This window comes from Paenibacillus sp. S29 (assembly GCF_049319765.1).
Taxonomy (GTDB): domain Bacteria; phylum Bacillota; class Bacilli; order Paenibacillales; family Paenibacillaceae; genus Paenibacillus; species Paenibacillus polymyxa_B.
Window position 1 is genome coordinate 366,193 of sequence record NZ_JBMOUI010000003.1, and the last position, 15,081, is coordinate 381,273.

Annotated in this window: 18 protein-coding genes; all 18 read left to right on the top strand. The window is 45.3% G+C overall.

Annotation, left to right across the window (positions count from 1 at the left end):
- The first annotated feature begins 33 nt into the window (after window positions 1–33).
- The 18 genes from ACL9RM_RS07170 (at window position 34) to proS (ending at window position 14,968) form a co-directional block, all read left to right on the top strand.
- Entirely contained in the window at window positions 34–495 is a 462-nt protein-coding gene (locus tag ACL9RM_RS07170) for a chemotaxis protein CheW (protein WP_007430046.1), read from the top strand.
- A gap of 3 nt (window positions 496–498) precedes the next feature.
- Complete coding sequence (locus ACL9RM_RS07175) at window positions 499–1,125, top strand: chemotaxis protein CheC (protein WP_250268105.1); 627 nt, start codon at window positions 499–501, stop codon at window positions 1,123–1,125.
- Window positions 1,118–1,615: a chemotaxis protein CheD gene (locus tag ACL9RM_RS07180; RefSeq protein ID WP_010346358.1), complete on the top strand. Its 498-nt coding sequence runs from the start codon at window positions 1,118–1,120 to the stop codon at window positions 1,613–1,615. The genes ACL9RM_RS07175 and ACL9RM_RS07180 overlap by 8 nt, the downstream gene beginning before the upstream one ends.
- A gap of 2 nt (window positions 1,616–1,617) precedes the next feature.
- Window positions 1,618–2,031 (top strand): hypothetical protein, encoded by a 414-nt coding sequence (locus ACL9RM_RS07185; RefSeq protein ID WP_025722357.1) that lies wholly within the window; start codon window positions 1,618–1,620, stop codon window positions 2,029–2,031.
- Window positions 2,032–2,045: 14 nt separating this feature from the next.
- Window positions 2,046–2,834 carry a FliA/WhiG family RNA polymerase sigma factor gene (locus ACL9RM_RS07190; RefSeq protein WP_016820968.1) on the top strand — a complete coding sequence of 263 codons (789 nt, stop codon included), beginning with the start codon at window positions 2,046–2,048 and terminating at the stop codon, window positions 2,832–2,834.
- 44 nt (window positions 2,835–2,878) lie between these two features.
- Window positions 2,879–4,288: a DUF342 domain-containing protein gene (locus ACL9RM_RS07195; RefSeq protein ID WP_250261643.1), complete on the top strand. Its 1,410-nt coding sequence runs from the start codon at window positions 2,879–2,881 to the stop codon at window positions 4,286–4,288.
- A gap of 79 nt (window positions 4,289–4,367) precedes the next feature.
- The gene (locus ACL9RM_RS07200) at window positions 4,368–4,688 is read left to right on the top strand and encodes a hypothetical protein (protein ID WP_061829447.1); all 321 of its coding nucleotides are present in this window, start codon (window positions 4,368–4,370) and stop codon (window positions 4,686–4,688) included.
- 41 nt (window positions 4,689–4,729) lie between these two features.
- The gene (locus ACL9RM_RS07205; RefSeq protein WP_250261633.1) at window positions 4,730–5,362 is read left to right on the top strand and encodes a hypothetical protein; all 633 of its coding nucleotides are present in this window, start codon (window positions 4,730–4,732) and stop codon (window positions 5,360–5,362) included.
- Window positions 5,359–6,006 (top strand): endolytic transglycosylase MltG, encoded by a 648-nt coding sequence (locus tag ACL9RM_RS07210; RefSeq protein WP_250261632.1) that lies wholly within the window; start codon window positions 5,359–5,361, stop codon window positions 6,004–6,006. Before ACL9RM_RS07205 ends, ACL9RM_RS07210 begins: the two co-directional genes overlap by 4 nt.
- 253 nt (window positions 6,007–6,259) lie before the next feature.
- Window positions 6,260–6,958 (top strand): 30S ribosomal protein S2, encoded by a 699-nt coding sequence (gene rpsB, locus ACL9RM_RS07215; protein WP_013309916.1) that lies wholly within the window; start codon window positions 6,260–6,262, stop codon window positions 6,956–6,958.
- 131 nt (window positions 6,959–7,089) lie between these two features.
- Complete coding sequence (tsf, locus tag ACL9RM_RS07220) at window positions 7,090–7,740, top strand: translation elongation factor Ts (RefSeq protein WP_013309917.1); 651 nt, start codon at window positions 7,090–7,092, stop codon at window positions 7,738–7,740.
- Between the two features lie 121 nt (window positions 7,741–7,861).
- A complete protein-coding gene (gene pyrH, locus ACL9RM_RS07225) occupies window positions 7,862–8,590 on the top strand; it encodes a UMP kinase (RefSeq protein WP_013309918.1) in 729 nt (242 codons plus the stop codon).
- The gene (gene frr, locus ACL9RM_RS07230; RefSeq protein ID WP_029517013.1) at window positions 8,590–9,144 is read left to right on the top strand and encodes a ribosome recycling factor; all 555 of its coding nucleotides are present in this window, start codon (window positions 8,590–8,592) and stop codon (window positions 9,142–9,144) included. The genes pyrH and frr overlap by 1 nt, the downstream gene beginning before the upstream one ends.
- An 84-nt stretch (window positions 9,145–9,228) precedes the next feature.
- A complete protein-coding gene (locus ACL9RM_RS07235; RefSeq protein WP_023988210.1) occupies window positions 9,229–9,996 on the top strand; it encodes an isoprenyl transferase in 768 nt (255 codons plus the stop codon).
- A gap of 17 nt (window positions 9,997–10,013) precedes the next feature.
- Window positions 10,014–10,805, top strand: coding sequence for a phosphatidate cytidylyltransferase (locus tag ACL9RM_RS07240; protein WP_250268106.1), 792 nt, complete (start codon window positions 10,014–10,016; stop codon window positions 10,803–10,805).
- A gap of 145 nt (window positions 10,806–10,950) precedes the next feature.
- Window positions 10,951–12,090 (top strand): 1-deoxy-D-xylulose-5-phosphate reductoisomerase, encoded by a 1,140-nt coding sequence (locus tag ACL9RM_RS07245; RefSeq protein WP_250268107.1) that lies wholly within the window; start codon window positions 10,951–10,953, stop codon window positions 12,088–12,090.
- Between the two features lie 106 nt (window positions 12,091–12,196).
- On the top strand, window positions 12,197–13,468 hold the full coding sequence (gene rseP, locus ACL9RM_RS07250) for an RIP metalloprotease RseP (protein ID WP_061829443.1): 1,272 nt from the start codon (window positions 12,197–12,199) through the stop codon (window positions 13,466–13,468).
- 51 nt (window positions 13,469–13,519) lie between these two features.
- Window positions 13,520–14,968, top strand: a complete 1,449-nt coding sequence (proS, locus tag ACL9RM_RS07255; RefSeq protein WP_069291738.1) for a proline--tRNA ligase — start codon at window positions 13,520–13,522, stop codon at window positions 14,966–14,968.
- Window positions 14,969–15,081 lie beyond the last annotated feature (113 nt).

The window sequence follows — 15,081 nt, forward strand, 5'->3', positions numbered from 1 at the left end:
AGTTGCTGACATCAATAAGGAGGTTTTTTAGACATGGGAGAAGAAATTAAAGTTATCGTATTTAAGCTTGGTGAAGAGGAATACGGTGTTGAAGTAGAAAAAGTCCAATCTATTGAACGCATGGTGCCGATTACACGGGTTCCAAGAACCTACGATTTTGTTAAAGGCGTATTCAACATGAGAGGCGTAGTCATTCCGGTTATTGATCTTCGTGGCCGGTTTGGATTACCTGAAGCTGAATATACCGATCAAACTCGCATCATTATCGTTGCAGTGGGTGAAATGCAAGTCGGCTTTATCGTTGACTCAGCGAATGACGTTATTGACCTGAATACTGACAATATCGAGACACCACCGGAAGTGATTGGCGGAGTTAAGGCTAAATACCTTCGCGGAGTTGCTAAGATTGGTGAAGAGCGCTTGTTGATTATGCTGAACTTGTCTGAAGTCCTGAATCGTAGCGAGATGAACCAACTGGAAGGCTTAGAGGATTAATATATGGAAAATCTCGGAAATCTTGAAGACTTCAAGTTGGATGTGTTGAAAGAAGTCGGCAACATTGGCTCGGGGAACGCTGCTACAGCGCTCTCCCGGCTTCTCAATAAACCGGTCGATATGGGTGTGCCCAAAGTACAAATGCTGCCCTTTGAGGAAATTGCCGAGAAAGTCGGCGGCTATGAGCAACTTGTTGTCGCCATATTTTTTAGGGTAGAAGGGGAAGCCCCCGGGAATCTATTCTTCATATTGCAGCCTCAGGCGGCAAAAGGCTTACTTTCCCGTTTGGCGAATATTCCTTCAGATGCCGAGGACAGTTTTAACGAAATGGAGCACTCAGCCCTGTCGGAGATCGGAAACATTTTAGCAGGCTCATACTTGTCTTCGCTGGCAGACTTTACGCGTTTATCTATGTATCCAACAGTCCCTGCGCTGGCGTTGGACATGGCAGGAGCAATTCTCAGCTATGGACTGTTGCAGTTTGGGCAGATGGGAGATGCTGCATTATTGATTGACACATCGTTTCTGGAAGGGCAGAATCAGATAGAGGGTCAATTTTTCCTGATTCCTGATCCAGAATCGTTCGGGAAAATCTTTAGGTCGTTAGGAGTCCCGATGAACGATGATTGAGGATAAAAGCATCATTAAAGTCGGTATGGCTGACTTAAATGTTACCAGTAACCCGAACTCGATTCGCACGACAGGACTTGGTTCTTGCGTCGGATTGACTCTCTACGATCCTCACTTGAAACTGGCAGGTATGGCACATGTGATGCTACCATCCTCGGATATTGCACGTGAAGGGCAACTGAATATTGCTAAATACGCCGATACGGCGCTGCCCGAGTTATTTGAGCGGATGCTGAAATTGGGTGCTGAACGACGCAGACTGATTGCCAAAATGGCAGGGGGAGCGCAGATGTTCGCCTTTGCCGGTAGTGGAGATACCATGCGCATTGGTCCACGCAATGTAGAATCATGCAAAGAGATGCTCGTAGATCTCGGTATTCCCTTGATTGCGGAGGACACAGGCGGCAATTATGGACGAACGATTGAGTTGGACTCTGAAACTGGCGTTTTGAATATTCGAAGCGTACAAAAAGGTGTAAAGGAATTATAAACATGTTATTTGGCAGCTTACGCATTAATCTTTGGTCTGGAGTAGTCGGATTTATTCTGACTTTTGTGTTGTCCGTTGGCAGCAATCTGCTGACCACGAGCTTAATTCGTGGCTTGATCGCCTTCGTTTTTTGGTTCCTACTTGCATTTGTGCTGCGCTGGACACTAGGTGTTGTAGCGCGGCCAGATCTGGGGAATGCCCAAAGCCGGGCAAGCTCTCAGGTAGATGGCGTAGGGGGGAATCTGGACCTGACGACACCAGACGAGAATGAAAACCTGAATGAATTGCTGAAACCGAAACCAGAGCAGACGGACGAAGGGAACAATGGTTTCGCGCCTTTAAACCCACCTAAGCTGGTTTCCAACAAGGACCCTGAAGAATTGGCCAAGGCCGTTCGTCACCTGACAGACAAATAAGGAGGGTGAAGCCGATGAACGAGCGTAAAGCCGCTCATTTAAACCATTCCGAGCTATGGGAGCAATGGAAAGAACACGGTGACAAGGAAGCAAAAAAACAGTTGATTGAAAAGTATCTCCATATTGTGGAATATGTTTCGGGCCGCCTTGCAGTAGGCTTGCCCAAAAATGTATCCAAGGATGATCTGGCGAGTAACGGCGTTATGGGTTTGATTGACGCTTTAGAGAAATTTGACTATGAGCGTGGTTTGCAGTTTGAGACTTATGCTTCTTGGCGTGTTCGCGGAGCGATTTTGGATGGTCTTCGTCAAGGGGATTGGGTTCCTCGTTCAGTTAGGGAAAAAGCAAAAAAAATCGAGGATGCCTACCAGCATTTGGAACAAAGATATTTACGCACGGTAAGCGACGAAGAGATGAGCCATTATTTGGACGTTTCTGAAAAAGAGTTTCAAAGTATGATCCAGGAAGTCGCTGTTATGTCGATTGTCTCACTGGAGGACCCGATCCGTGAAGAGGAATCGGAAACACGGCTTTCCCTTTTGGTGGACGAGAAGGCGAAAAATCCGGATCATAAGGTCAATGAATTTACACTTCGTGATGCCCTTGCACAAGGCATTGATAAATTGACTGAAAAAGAACGTATCGTTGTTTCTTTATTGTATTACGAGGATTTGTCACTCAGCGAAATCGCTGAGGTCATGTCGCTATCTCCATCGCGAATTTCACAGTTGCATTCCAAAGCAATATTACGTCTAAGAGCGACATTGGACAAACAACGGGATTTGCTAATGCGTAAAGATTAACGTACGGGAGGTTACAGTAACAGTTAGACGGAAGGAGCACCCTTGTGGAGAAGCAATATGCTTTGGACCAGTATTTAAAAGTGGTTGTCTCACCTGACAAACAAACAGCCTACTTGGAGTTTGCCAAACGTGAAGAAGGCTTTGCCTGTTCTGTGGAAGAATTAGAGCGTTTTCTAAGCAATCAAAAAATATCCTACGGTTTAATGACCGATGCAATTCGTGTATTTGCGGCAAATCCGGAAGATCATTTCTTCGGAAAATTACTCATTGCTCAGGGAAAGCAGCCGATCCATGGCACAGACGGAAAAATTAATCTGGCTGATATTGTGACTGGCGAAGATGCACATAAGCCACTTGAAACCGTAGATGGACGGGTGGATTATAAAGAACTAACTCGTTTAAGAAATGTAAAACGTGGACAACTGATTGCCGAACGAGTTGATCCTCTGCCGGGTGTACCGGGGATTGCTGTAACCGGAGAGGAAATTCCTTTTCTTCCAGGAAGAGAGGCGCGTTTTAAAGTTGGAAAAAATGTAGTGATCCATCCGGAAGGTGTTGCCATGTATGCGGCTATTGACGGACTGGTGACTACGACTGAAAAGGGCAAGCTTAATGTGTTCCCCGTATATGAAGTGAACGGGGACGTCGATTATAGTGTCGGTAACATTGATTTTGTTGGAACCGTCGTCATTCGTGGGAATGTCTTGACAGGGTTTCGCGTTCGGGCGGCTGGCGACATTCGTGTCATCGGTGGTGTGGAAGGCGCTGAAATTGAGGCGGAAGGTTCAGTGGAAATCAGTGGCGGTATTATCGGATACCATAAGGGGTTCGTGAAAGCTGCACAAAATGTCAAATGCTCATTCATACAAGATGGTAACGTGATTGCGGGAGGCGATATACTTGTATCCCAGAGCATCATGCATTCCCAGATTAAAGCGAGTGTAAATGTACTCTGCGAGGGGACCAAAGGGCTTATCGTAGGTGGCAGTGTACAAGCTGGTAAAAAGGTAGTGGCTCGTACCATCGGTAATACGATGTCCACAGCTACTGTTATCGAAGTGGGTGTGCTTCCTGAACTGCGCGATGAACTGACAGAACTCCGCGCACGTTTGAAGCAGCAGACAGACAGCCAGGATAAAACGAATAAGGCCCTTACCATATTGGATCAACTTGCCGCCGCCGGACAGCTTGCACCTGAAAGAATGGCTATGCGAATCAAGCTGACATCTACTAAAAAATCTAATGAACAGGAGCTTTTGGAAACCAAGTCCAGAATGCTTGAAATTGAACGAACATTAGAGGATACGAGCCGGGCACGGGTAGAAGTGAAAAATGTGATTTACGGTGGCTCTAAAATAGTTATCGGCAGATATACAAAATTTATTAAAGATTCAGTGGAAAGAATGGCGTTTTATTATCATGAGGGAGACATCAGCATGTCCTCCTACGTGTAATTCAGCACACTGTTAATCATTCAACATTGTATTCCTTGAAAGACAGATACGGATGCCCAATCGGAAAGGGTGTGGTCCAATGAGCTTGAAGGCTGTTGAATTGCAAATTGCCGTACCTCGCACCAGTGAAGCAGGAAAATACCAAAGTGAGTCCCAGCAGCGGCCGATGAATGATCAAGCATTGCTTGGACAAAAGGCCGCGCTGGAGACAGAGAACATGCGTCAACGAAGCGGCGCCATAGATCAGTCTGCAGAAACATTCGTCGGTGAGCGGCAAACGGGAGGGCAGAGCAGAGATTCTTCCCAGCAGAGCCGTTCCCAATCAGATGAGACTGAGGTGCCTAAGGAGCATCCGGCAGAGCATCCGTACAAGGGACATCATATTGATTTTTCGCTCTGATCCGACAGGTGGAGAAGCGTTATTAAAGGAGACGATGGGCAGTGGATCAACCATGGATTTATATTGTTCTGCTGGGCGCTGCAGCTGTTGTCTACGCCTGGCTTCTGCCTAAGCGTCAGCCAGGCCGGGGAACAGAAGAGGCCGTCGTTCAAAAGGTCGAGACCACATTGGAGCAGTATATGGCCGATATTGAAAACGACAATGACGAGCTGATTGAGTTCGTATCTGGTATGAAGCAGGAGCATACAGTTAAACAGGCGGCATTACAGGAACAAGTAGCTGAGCTTCGGAACCGTATCGTGGAGCTTGAGCGCCAGGCTATGTTTGCTACTGTTTCTATGCAAACCGAGCCTGTATCTAAGGAAATACAACATACAGTAACTTCTCATCAGGCAGCGGTTGCTTACGGTCAATTTCAAAGTCCGCAACCTGGAGTGTCTGTACAGGAAGGCTATTCTGATTCAGAAGCTCCTCTCGTAACTATGGAGAAGCAGACAGTATTGCAAGACGCTGAAACTGAGCAGGAAGTAGAGTCCATCCGTGATCGTTATCAAGAGTTGTTTGCGCTGCATGAGCAAGGCAAGTCGTTGGATTATATAGCCAAGCAATCAGGCATCCAGCGGGGGGAAGTACAGCTTATATTGCAACTCGCGGAGCGGGAGGATGTAACGTGATCAAAAACCGTTCATTTATGCTAGGCATGGGTACGGGCCTTATAATGGGGGCATTGCTGTTGCAACTGGCAATGATCGGTCAGGGACAATCGCAGCAATCTTCAACAGACCCAAAAAACATGACGCGAGAGCAATTAGAAAAGGCAGCTGCCGAATTAAATCTTCAGATCAGTGACAGTTCTGATCCGAAAATGACAGAAGAGGAATGGCGTAATAAGGTGATCAAGGAAGGCAACAAAACTCCGGTTGCACCCCAAAAGGCTAAACCAGCTCAAACGCCGTCAACACCAAAGGTACCTGCAAATAGCACATCCTCGGCGGCTTCTAAACCTTCGACCAGCGCATCGGTTCCACAAAGTCCGAATAAGCCGCAAACTCAAAGGTCTGGCACTACAACGACTCCCAACATCCCCAAGCAGCCTGCCACCCCACAAGTGCAGTATAGCATTGCATCGGGAAGCAATTTGAGAAGTGTGGCATCAGGATTGCAACGGGCAGGGGTTGTGTCGGATGCTAGTGCATTTGAGGCAGCAGCTAAGGCCCAAAAAATCAATACCAAAATTCGTACGGGTACCTATCAGTTTGCTAAAGGTGAGGATTTCAGTTCTATTATTACTAAAATTACGAAAAAGCCGTCCAACTGACCAGACCGGGAAGTGGACGGCTTTTATTCATGCTGACAAGTTCGATAAGAGGCGTAAAACGTCACATTTTGCTTTGTTCCAACTATTGTCGAAAAGTTGGTTGCAACGATGCAAGTGTTATGGTATATTAATTGACGGTGTTAAAAACGCACGTCGGTTAATTTTGTAGAGGGTGCTTTCCAATGGAAAGTCTTTATGAAAAATGATGTCGGCGGAGGACACACAAAAAACCAAACTTAGGAGGTGCGTGAAGATGGCAGTAATCTCCATGAAACAGCTTTTGGAAGCTGGGGTTCACTTTGGTCACCAAACACGTCGCTGGAACCCGAAAATGGATCGTTATATCTTCACTGAAAGAAACGGTATTTACATCATTGACTTGCAAAAGACAGTGAAAAAGGTTGAGGAAGCTTACAACTTCGTAAAAAGCATTGCAGCTGAGAATGGTACAATTCTGTTCGTAGGCACTAAGAAACAAGCACAAGATTCCGTTAAAGAAGAAGCAGCACGCGCTGGTCAATTCTACATTAACCAACGTTGGTTGGGTGGTACGCTGACTAACTTCCAAACGATTCAAAAACGTATTGACCGTTTGAAACAACTGGAAGCTTGGGAAGAAGACGGTACATTCGCAGTTCTTCCTAAAAAAGAAGTTATCATTCTTCGCAAAGAAAAAGATCGTCTTGAAAAATTCTTGGGCGGTATCAAAAACATGAAGGGCCTTCCAAGTGCTCTGTTCATCATTGATCCACGCAAAGAACGTATCGCGGTTGCTGAAGCTCGCAAATTGGGTATCCCAATCGTAGGTATCGTTGATACAAACTGCGATCCAGACGAAATCGACTATGTTATCCCAGGTAATGACGACGCAATCCGCGCTGTTAAATTGCTGACAGGTAAAATGGCTGATGCAGTTATGGAAGCAAACCAAGGCGAAGAAACTACAGCATAATATTTCCATTAGGAAATACCTATATGAATTAAATGAAAAGGGTGGTTGGCAGGTGTATAACCTCTCACTACCCTTTTTTTAAGGAATAAAGCACGGTATACCACTGAAAATCAAATTTGGAGGGAAATAATATGGCAGTTAATGCTAGCGCAGTAAAAGAGCTTCGTGAAAAAACAGGCGCAGGAATGCTGGATTGTAAAAAAGCGCTTGAAGAAGCAAACGGTGATTTGACAAAAGCGGTTGAAGTTCTGCGCGAAAAAGGACTTGCAGCTGCAGCCAACAAAGCAGGTCGTATTGCTACTGAAGGTGTTGTTGAATCCTACATTCATGCTGGCGGCCGTATCGGCGTACTGGTAGAAGTAAACTGCGAAACAGACTTCGTAGCTAAAACAGACCAGTTCAGAGATTTTGTACGCGACATTGCAATGCATATCGCTGCATCGAACCCTCGTTATGTTCGTCGTGAAGAAGTACCACAGGAAGAAATCGAAAAAGAAAAAGAAATCCTGAAAGCACAAGCTCTGAACGAAGGTAAACCAGAGAAAATCGTTGAAAAAATGGTTGAAGGCCGCATTGGTAAGTTCTATGAGGAGTTCTGCTTGTTGGAGCAATCTTTCATCAAAGATCCAGACAAAACAATCTCCACGCTTATCAACGAAAAAATCAGTACAATTGGCGAAAACATCTCTCTGCGTCGCTTTGTTCGTTTTGAACTGGGTGAAGGTCTGGAGAAAAAAGAAGATAACTTCTACGAAGAAGTTATGTCTCAAGTGAAACAATAATTACCAACGAACGGTAATTGCATATGGAAAAAACGGAAATGGAACACATCAGTGTTCCTTTTCTTGCAACAGGACACCTATCCTGTTACATAAAGTATAAATGATATTGGAGGGTGATCATTTGGAAAAACCTGTGTTTAAGCGTGTTGTCCTGAAAGTTAGTGGTGAATCGCTGTCAGGTCCTAACGGTTACGGTATTGATGCGGATACGATTGCGTCCATTGCCGAACAAGTCAAAGACGTGGTGGAACTGGGAGTAGAAGTTGCTATCGTGTGTGGTGGCGGTAACATCTGGCGTGGTATTGCTGGAAGTGCCAACGGAATTGACCGGGCCACGGCAGATTACATGGGTATGCTGGCAACAGTGATGAACTCACTGGCCTTACAGGATGCTTTGGAACAGATTGAAGTACCTACTCGTGTACAAACATCCATTGCGATGCAACAGATTGCTGAACCTTATATCCGCCGTAGAGCTATCCGTCATTTGGAAAAAGGTCGGGTTGTTATTTTTGCAGCAGGTACAGGTAATCCGTTTTTCTCGACTGATACTACTGCTGCACTACGTGCTGCTGAAATTGAAGCGGAAGTAATTCTGATGGCTAAAAATAAAGTGGATGGCGTATATTCTGCTGATCCGTTTAAAGATAGCACAGCCGAGAAATATGAGCAGCTTACGTATTTGGATGTGCTCAACAAAAATCTCGGTGTCATGGATTCTACCGCTTCCTCGTTGTGCATGGATAACAATATTCCGTTGATTGTCTTTGCTATTACAGAGCAAGGTAACATTAAACGTGTCGTGCTGGGTGAGAAAATTGGTACGATCGTCAAAGGGAGTGTAAATTAATGCCACAATCTGTGAAAAAGAGTGCTGAGGAACGCATGCAAAAAGCAATCCAAGCATTGCAACGTGATCTTGCATCTTTGCGTGCAGGACGGGCGACACCAGCTTTACTGGACCGTGTACAGGTAGAGTATTATGGTGCAATGACTCCAGTCAACCAGCTGGCGAATATCAATACACCTGACAGCCGGACCTTGATGATTCAGCCTTGGGACAAATCTTCCTTGGCCGATATCGAGCGCGCTATACAAAAATCCGATTTAGGTTTGACACCTTCGAATGATGGTAACACCATTCGTCTGAGCATTCCTGCTTTGACGGAGGAACGCAGAACTGACTTGGTGAAGTTGACGAAGAAGAACGGTGAAGAAGCGAAGATCGCTATTCGTAACATTCGTCGTGATGCCAATGATGACATCAAAAAATTGGAGAAAAGTGATATTTCCGAGGACGAATCTCGTAAACATCAGGAAGATATCCAGAAAACAACTGATAAGTTTATCGCTGAAGTGGATAAAGTTTTAGCTGCAAAAGAAAAAGAAATTATGGAAGTTTAAAAGATTGGCAGCCCCTCCCTTACGGTGGGGTTTGTCTCTTTTCAAGCCTGAGGCACATTTTCAGAGAATGCTGGAGGAACTGGAATGATCAAACGGGTTCGGTCTTGGTGGAACGGGGAACAAAAACAGCAAACACCGGCCATTTCAAAAGACAATATTCCGCAGCATGTTGCTGTCATCATGGATGGGAACGGCAGATGGGCCAAACGGATTGGAATGCCGCGGATTGTAGGGCACCAAAATGGAATGAAGGCAGTGAAACGCACAGCAATTGCAGCGGATGAACTGGGTATTAAGTATTTGACTTTATTTGCATTTTCAACTGAAAATTGGACGCGTCCAAAGGACGAAGTTGATTTTCTAATGCGCTTACCGCAGGAATTTCTGGCTATTGAGCTAGATGAGCTGATTGAAAAAAATGTGCAAGTGCGTATGATGGGCAATAAGGAACATTTACCTTCCCATACCGTTGAGGCGCTGACTGAAGCGACTCGACGAACTGAAAATAATACCGGACTTGTTCTTAATTTTGCATTAAATTATGGAAGTCGGTTGGAAATCACAGAATGCATGCAAACATTGGGCCGTCAAATTGCGGATGGGAAGCTTAAAACAGAAGATATAACATCTGAGCTGATCGGTAATACGTTGCTTTCTAGTGGTATGCCAGACCCTGATTTACTGATTCGAACAAGCGGTGAGCTTAGACTTAGTAATTTTATGCTCTGGCAGCTTGCCTACAGTGAGTTGTGGTTTACTGATATTTATTGGCCTGAGTTTAAGAAAGAACACTTATACGAAGCAGTGATCGAATATCAGCAAAGAACACGGCGGTATGGCGGACTGAAGTAAATGGAGGATGAAAGCCGTTGAGACAGAGATTAATTACCGGTATTCTGGCAGGCATATTCTTTTTGGCGATGGTCCTGTGGGGCGGCTTGGCCTACCATTTGCTTATATTGGCGATGGCCCTAATCGGATTTTATGAGTTCGCACGTATGACGCAGGTATCTCCTTTTGGAGGTACAGCAATACTTGGATACGTAAGCATATTAGCTTTTGTATTCCCTTATGAATCTTTTGGTTTGCACTCACCCTTACCCTTTGCCAGTATGCTTTGGCTGGTAATGATAGCTTTTATGATCATCACGGTAGGAACAAAAAATAAAATCCCGATTCAAACGGTAGCTATATTATTTCTTGGTACCGTTTATATAGGGTTTGGATTTTCGTATATTGCGGAATCACGTCATATGGAACATGGACTGTTATGGACATTTTTATTATTGGCTTGTATTTGGGCAAGTGATGCAGGGGCATATTTTGTAGGCAAATTGGCAGGAAAGACGAAATTATGGCCTGCGATCAGTCCGAACAAAACGGTTGAAGGATCCATTGGCGGCATTGTTTTAGCGTTGGTTATAGCTCTTGTATTCGCTGGATTATCGGGTGGACTGCTGCCATGGAGCAAAGCCATCGGCATCGGTTTGTCATGTGCAGTTGTGGGACAACTGGGCGATTTGGTACAATCTGCATACAAACGAGTGTACGGCATTAAAGATTCCGGTAATCTGCTGCCAGGGCACGGTGGTATACTAGACCGCTGCGACAGCTGGATTGTCGTTTTTCCATTTGTACATATGCTGATGCTGCTTCCATGAGTCTATTGATTACAGTTTATGCTCAGGCTAATCTCTATGCTGCTCACTCTGCGCTACTAGAAGGTTGGAACCAGTAGCATAGCTGCCTGAATAATAATCAATGAGCTCCTGGATAAAAGTGATTTTCAGGATAGGAAGGTGCATCATGAAAAGAATTACGGTACTTGGTTCAACCGGATCTATTGGAACTCAAACGCTGGATGTAGTGTCCATGCACCCGGATCAGTTTACTGTTGAGGCTTTAGCAGGTGGTTCTAATATAAAGTTACTTGCTGAGCAGGCGCATCTTTATAAACCCAAAAAAGTGTCTGTGGGTACTCGGCAGTTGGCGGATGAAATTCGTCCTTTACTGCCTTCTGGAATGGAACTGTATTGGGGAAATGAAGGACTCGTTGAGCTTGCTGCGAACACAGAGGCGGATATGGTTGTGACGGCTGTAATGGGCAGTGTCGGATTGCACTCCACGCTGGCCGCAATTGAGGCTGGAAAACAGATCGGTTTGGCCAATAAGGAAACACTGGTTACTGCTGGTCATCTGGTCACAGCGCGGGCTCGGGCGAAAGGAGTGCCGTTGCTGCCGATTGACAGTGAGCATTCAGCTATTTTCCAATGCTTGAATGGTGAGCGTATGAAAGATGTGGCACATATTACTCTCACAGCATCAGGGGGTTCTTTTCGAGATTTGACAAGAGAACAGTTGCGTGAAGTTACAGTGGAAGATGCACTCAAGCATCCCAATTGGTCAATGGGGGCCAAAATTACAATTGATTCAGCAACGATGGTAAACAAGGGGCTGGAAGTCATTGAGGCGCATTGGCTATTCGGACTTGATTATGAGCAGATTCATGTGTTGCTTCATCCGGAAAGCATTATTCATTCCTATGTTGAGTTTCAGGATACAAGCATTGTTGCTCAACTTGGGAATCCGGACATGAGAGTACCCATTCAATATGCATTGACTTATCCTGAGCGTATGAAGTCCCCGGCGAAGCCGTTGTCACTGGCTGAAGTGGGCAGACTCCATTTTAAGGAAATGGATTATAATCGTTTTCCTTGTTTAAGGCTTGCCTTCGAATGTGGTAAAATGGGTGGTACAGCACCGACCGCATTTAATGCAGCTAATGAGATTGCTGTTGCCCGTTTCCTGCGTGGAGAAATTTCTTTTCTGCATATTGAAGCTATTATTGAACGTGTGCTGGAGCGGCATGTCAATGTGGCTAATCCTGATCTGTCTGCGATTGAAGCATGTGACGGAGAGACTCGTAGCATAGCTGCGGAATTGTAGGCTAATGTTGGGTTAGAAACGAAATGTGATTCTCTTGTGCGGGATCGGAGAATAATGATAATCTAGGAAGACAAACTCGATCTCATTGAAAGGGGAACGGAAACGATTGGAAACGATTCAAATAGTGTTGATGACGGTGCTCATGTTTTTCGTCATAGTGACAGTGCATGAATGGGGGCATTATTATTTTGCCAAGCGCGCCGGGATTCTGGTACGGGAGTTTGCGATCGGTTTCGGTCCGAAACTGTTTTCTTATAAAAGAAACGAGACGCGATTTACGTTGCGTTTGTTGCCGTTCGGTGGCTTTGCCCGCATGGCGGGAGAGGATCCGGAGGTCAATGAAATTGAGACCGGACAAACGATTGCTGTACGCGTAACGGATGACGTCGTGAAGACCATCTATCTGGATCAACTAGATAATCGCAAGAATGTGGTGCGTGGCGAAGTGTTGGATATTGATCTGGAACAGTCGTTAACTTTAAAATTGGATGTAGATGGCGAAGATCAGCAATACACTGTACACCCGCAAGCGATGATGGTAACCAAAGGTCAATCCATTCAGATTGCACCCAAGGATCGGCAGTATGGGAGTAAAACAGTAGGACAGCGTGCGATGGCTATTTTTGCTGGACCACTGATGAATTTTATTCTTGCCTTTATTTTGTTTGGTCTGCATATTCAGATGGTCGGCATACAAGTGGACAACCCGACGTATGTCCAAATTAGTGAAATTACAGCAGGTATGCCTGCTGCTGAAGCTGATTTGCATAAGGGAGATATCATCGAATCGGTGAATGGAATAGCCATTGGTGCGAATGTTGAAAACATGATCAAACTGATTGCGGATTCTCAAGACAAGCCAATGAAGTGGACGGTTCGCCGTGATAATAAGACCTTTGATCTTACTATTACACCTCGTGCAATGGAAGGACAAAAGGGTGGCAAGGTGGGCATTGTGCCTGAACTTCCAAAACGCCAAGCAGGTGTGGGTGAAACGTTCAAATTTGCCGGACAATCCATGGTCAGAACGACCGATATTATTTTCCAAGGATTTAGCCAGCTCATTCAACGATTTTCTATCAATGACTTGGGAGGCCCGGTACGTACTTTTGAAGTGACGGGGCAAATTGCCAAGCAGGGGATTGAGCAGTTGACGTATTGGACTGCCATAATGAGTCTTTACCTGGGGATATTTAATTTACTGCCTATTCCGGCGCTGGATGGAAGCAGACTTGTTTTCCTGGGTGTGGAGGCGGTAAGAGGGCGTCCCGTCGATCCGAGCAGGGAAGGAATGGTCCATTTCGTTGGTTTTGCTATGCTATTCCTGCTTATGATTGCGGTCACGTATAACGATATTTTACGCTTAATTAATGGTTAATTAGAGACGGACTTATATAAAAACGGTCTGTATGGGAGGACATGCATTTCTATGTCGAACGATAAACAGTTTGTCGAGGAAATTACGCCGCAGAGCGAAGATTTTTCCCGATGGTATATTGATGTTATTAAAAAAGCAGAACTGATGGATTATTCCCCTGTTCGCGGATGTATTGTATTCCGCCCCGATGGTTTTGAAATCTGGGAGCATATCAAGGAAGCCATGGACGTGCGCTTCAGAGAAACAGGGCACCGTAATGCCTATTTTCCAATGTTCATTCCAGAAAGCTTTTTTCAAAAGGAAAAAGAGCATGTTGAAGGGTTTAATCCTGAACTGCCTTGGGTAACCGAGGCTGGCGGGGAAAAGCTGGAAGAGCGTCTTGCAATTCGTCCGACTTCGGAAACGATGATTGGTCATATGTACTCCAAATGGATTCAATCCTATCGTGATCTGCCTGTGCTTATTAACCAATGGGCTAATGTAGTGCGTTGGGAAAAACGCACGCTGCCTTTCTTGCGCACAAGTGAATTTTTGTGGCAAGAAGGTCACACGGCCCATGAAACAGAAGAAGAAGCACGTGAAGAAACGATGAAAATGCTGGAAGTATACCGTGAGGTTATTGAGGAAGTTCTGGCTATTCCGGTTATTACTGGACAGAAAACACCTTCTGAAAAGTTTGCAGGTGCGAAGGATACATTTTCACTGGAAGCGATGATGAAGGATGGACGGGCGGTACAAGCTGGGACCTCCCACTATATGGGGACTAATTTTGCCGTTGCATTTGACATTAAATATTTGAGTCGTGAAAACAACTTGGAATTCGCGCATACGACTTCATGGGGAACAAGTACACGTTTGATCGGTGCACTGATTATGGTACATGGAGATGACCGTGGTCTGGCATTGCCTCCTAAAGTTGCGCCTACGCAGGTTATTATGGTTCCAATTGGACCACCTAAGAAGCGTGATGCCGTTATCGCTCGTGCAGATGAACTATTTGCTGAGTTGAAACAAGCGGGAGTGCGTGTTAAAATGGACGACCGCAGCGATGTAAGTCCAGGCTGGAAATTTAATGAATATGAAATGCGCGGTGTGCCGGTTCGTCTGGAAATCGGACCTCGTGACATGGAAAACGGTGTCTGTGTGCTCGTATCCCGCATCAGCGGTGAGAAAAAAATCGTGCAGCAGGATAATCTGGTTGAGGAAGTACACGCGATGCTCGCACAGGTACAGCAGGAGATGTTTGATCGTGCGAAAAATTTCATGGAAGAAAACTTCTATTCCGTCGATACGCTGGATGAAATGAAGACTCTCATGGAAGAAAAACGCGGCTTTACTTTGGCAGGCTGGTGCGGAGCTGAAGAATGTGAAGACAAAGTTAAAGAAGTAACAGGTGCTACAAGCCGTAACATACCGTTTAAAACAACCGAGCAAAAGTCCACATGTTTGTGTTGTGGCAAACCTGCCAAGCATACAGTAGTGTTTGCACGGGCGTATTAATATAGATGTAGGGCAATATCACTATACTCACTTCATTCTTTTTGCTGACATGGTAGCTGTTACGGGACAATGTTCCGAAGGATCTATGTCGTTGTGAGAAGGATTGAAGAGGG

Coding starts and splice junctions, on each gene's coding strand:
- ACL9RM_RS07170 (WP_007430046.1), top strand. CDS start 34: ATGGGAGAAGAAATTAAAGTTATCGTATTTAAGCTTGGTGAAGAGGAA.
- ACL9RM_RS07175 (WP_250268105.1), top strand. CDS start 499: ATGGAAAATCTCGGAAATCTTGAAGACTTCAAGTTGGATGTGTTGAAA.
- ACL9RM_RS07180 (WP_010346358.1), top strand. CDS start 1,118: ATGATTGAGGATAAAAGCATCATTAAAGTCGGTATGGCTGACTTAAAT.
- ACL9RM_RS07185 (WP_025722357.1), top strand. CDS start 1,618: ATGTTATTTGGCAGCTTACGCATTAATCTTTGGTCTGGAGTAGTCGGA.
- ACL9RM_RS07190 (WP_016820968.1), top strand. CDS start 2,046: ATGAACGAGCGTAAAGCCGCTCATTTAAACCATTCCGAGCTATGGGAG.
- ACL9RM_RS07200 (WP_061829447.1), top strand. CDS start 4,368: ATGAGCTTGAAGGCTGTTGAATTGCAAATTGCCGTACCTCGCACCAGT.
- rpsB (WP_013309916.1), top strand. CDS start 6,260: ATGGCAGTAATCTCCATGAAACAGCTTTTGGAAGCTGGGGTTCACTTT.
- tsf (WP_013309917.1), top strand. CDS start 7,090: ATGGCAGTTAATGCTAGCGCAGTAAAAGAGCTTCGTGAAAAAACAGGC.
- frr (WP_029517013.1), top strand. CDS start 8,590: ATGCCACAATCTGTGAAAAAGAGTGCTGAGGAACGCATGCAAAAAGCA.
- ACL9RM_RS07235 (WP_023988210.1), top strand. CDS start 9,229: ATGATCAAACGGGTTCGGTCTTGGTGGAACGGGGAACAAAAACAGCAA.
- ACL9RM_RS07245 (WP_250268107.1), top strand. CDS start 10,951: ATGAAAAGAATTACGGTACTTGGTTCAACCGGATCTATTGGAACTCAA.
- proS (WP_069291738.1), top strand. CDS start 13,520: ATGTCGAACGATAAACAGTTTGTCGAGGAAATTACGCCGCAGAGCGAA.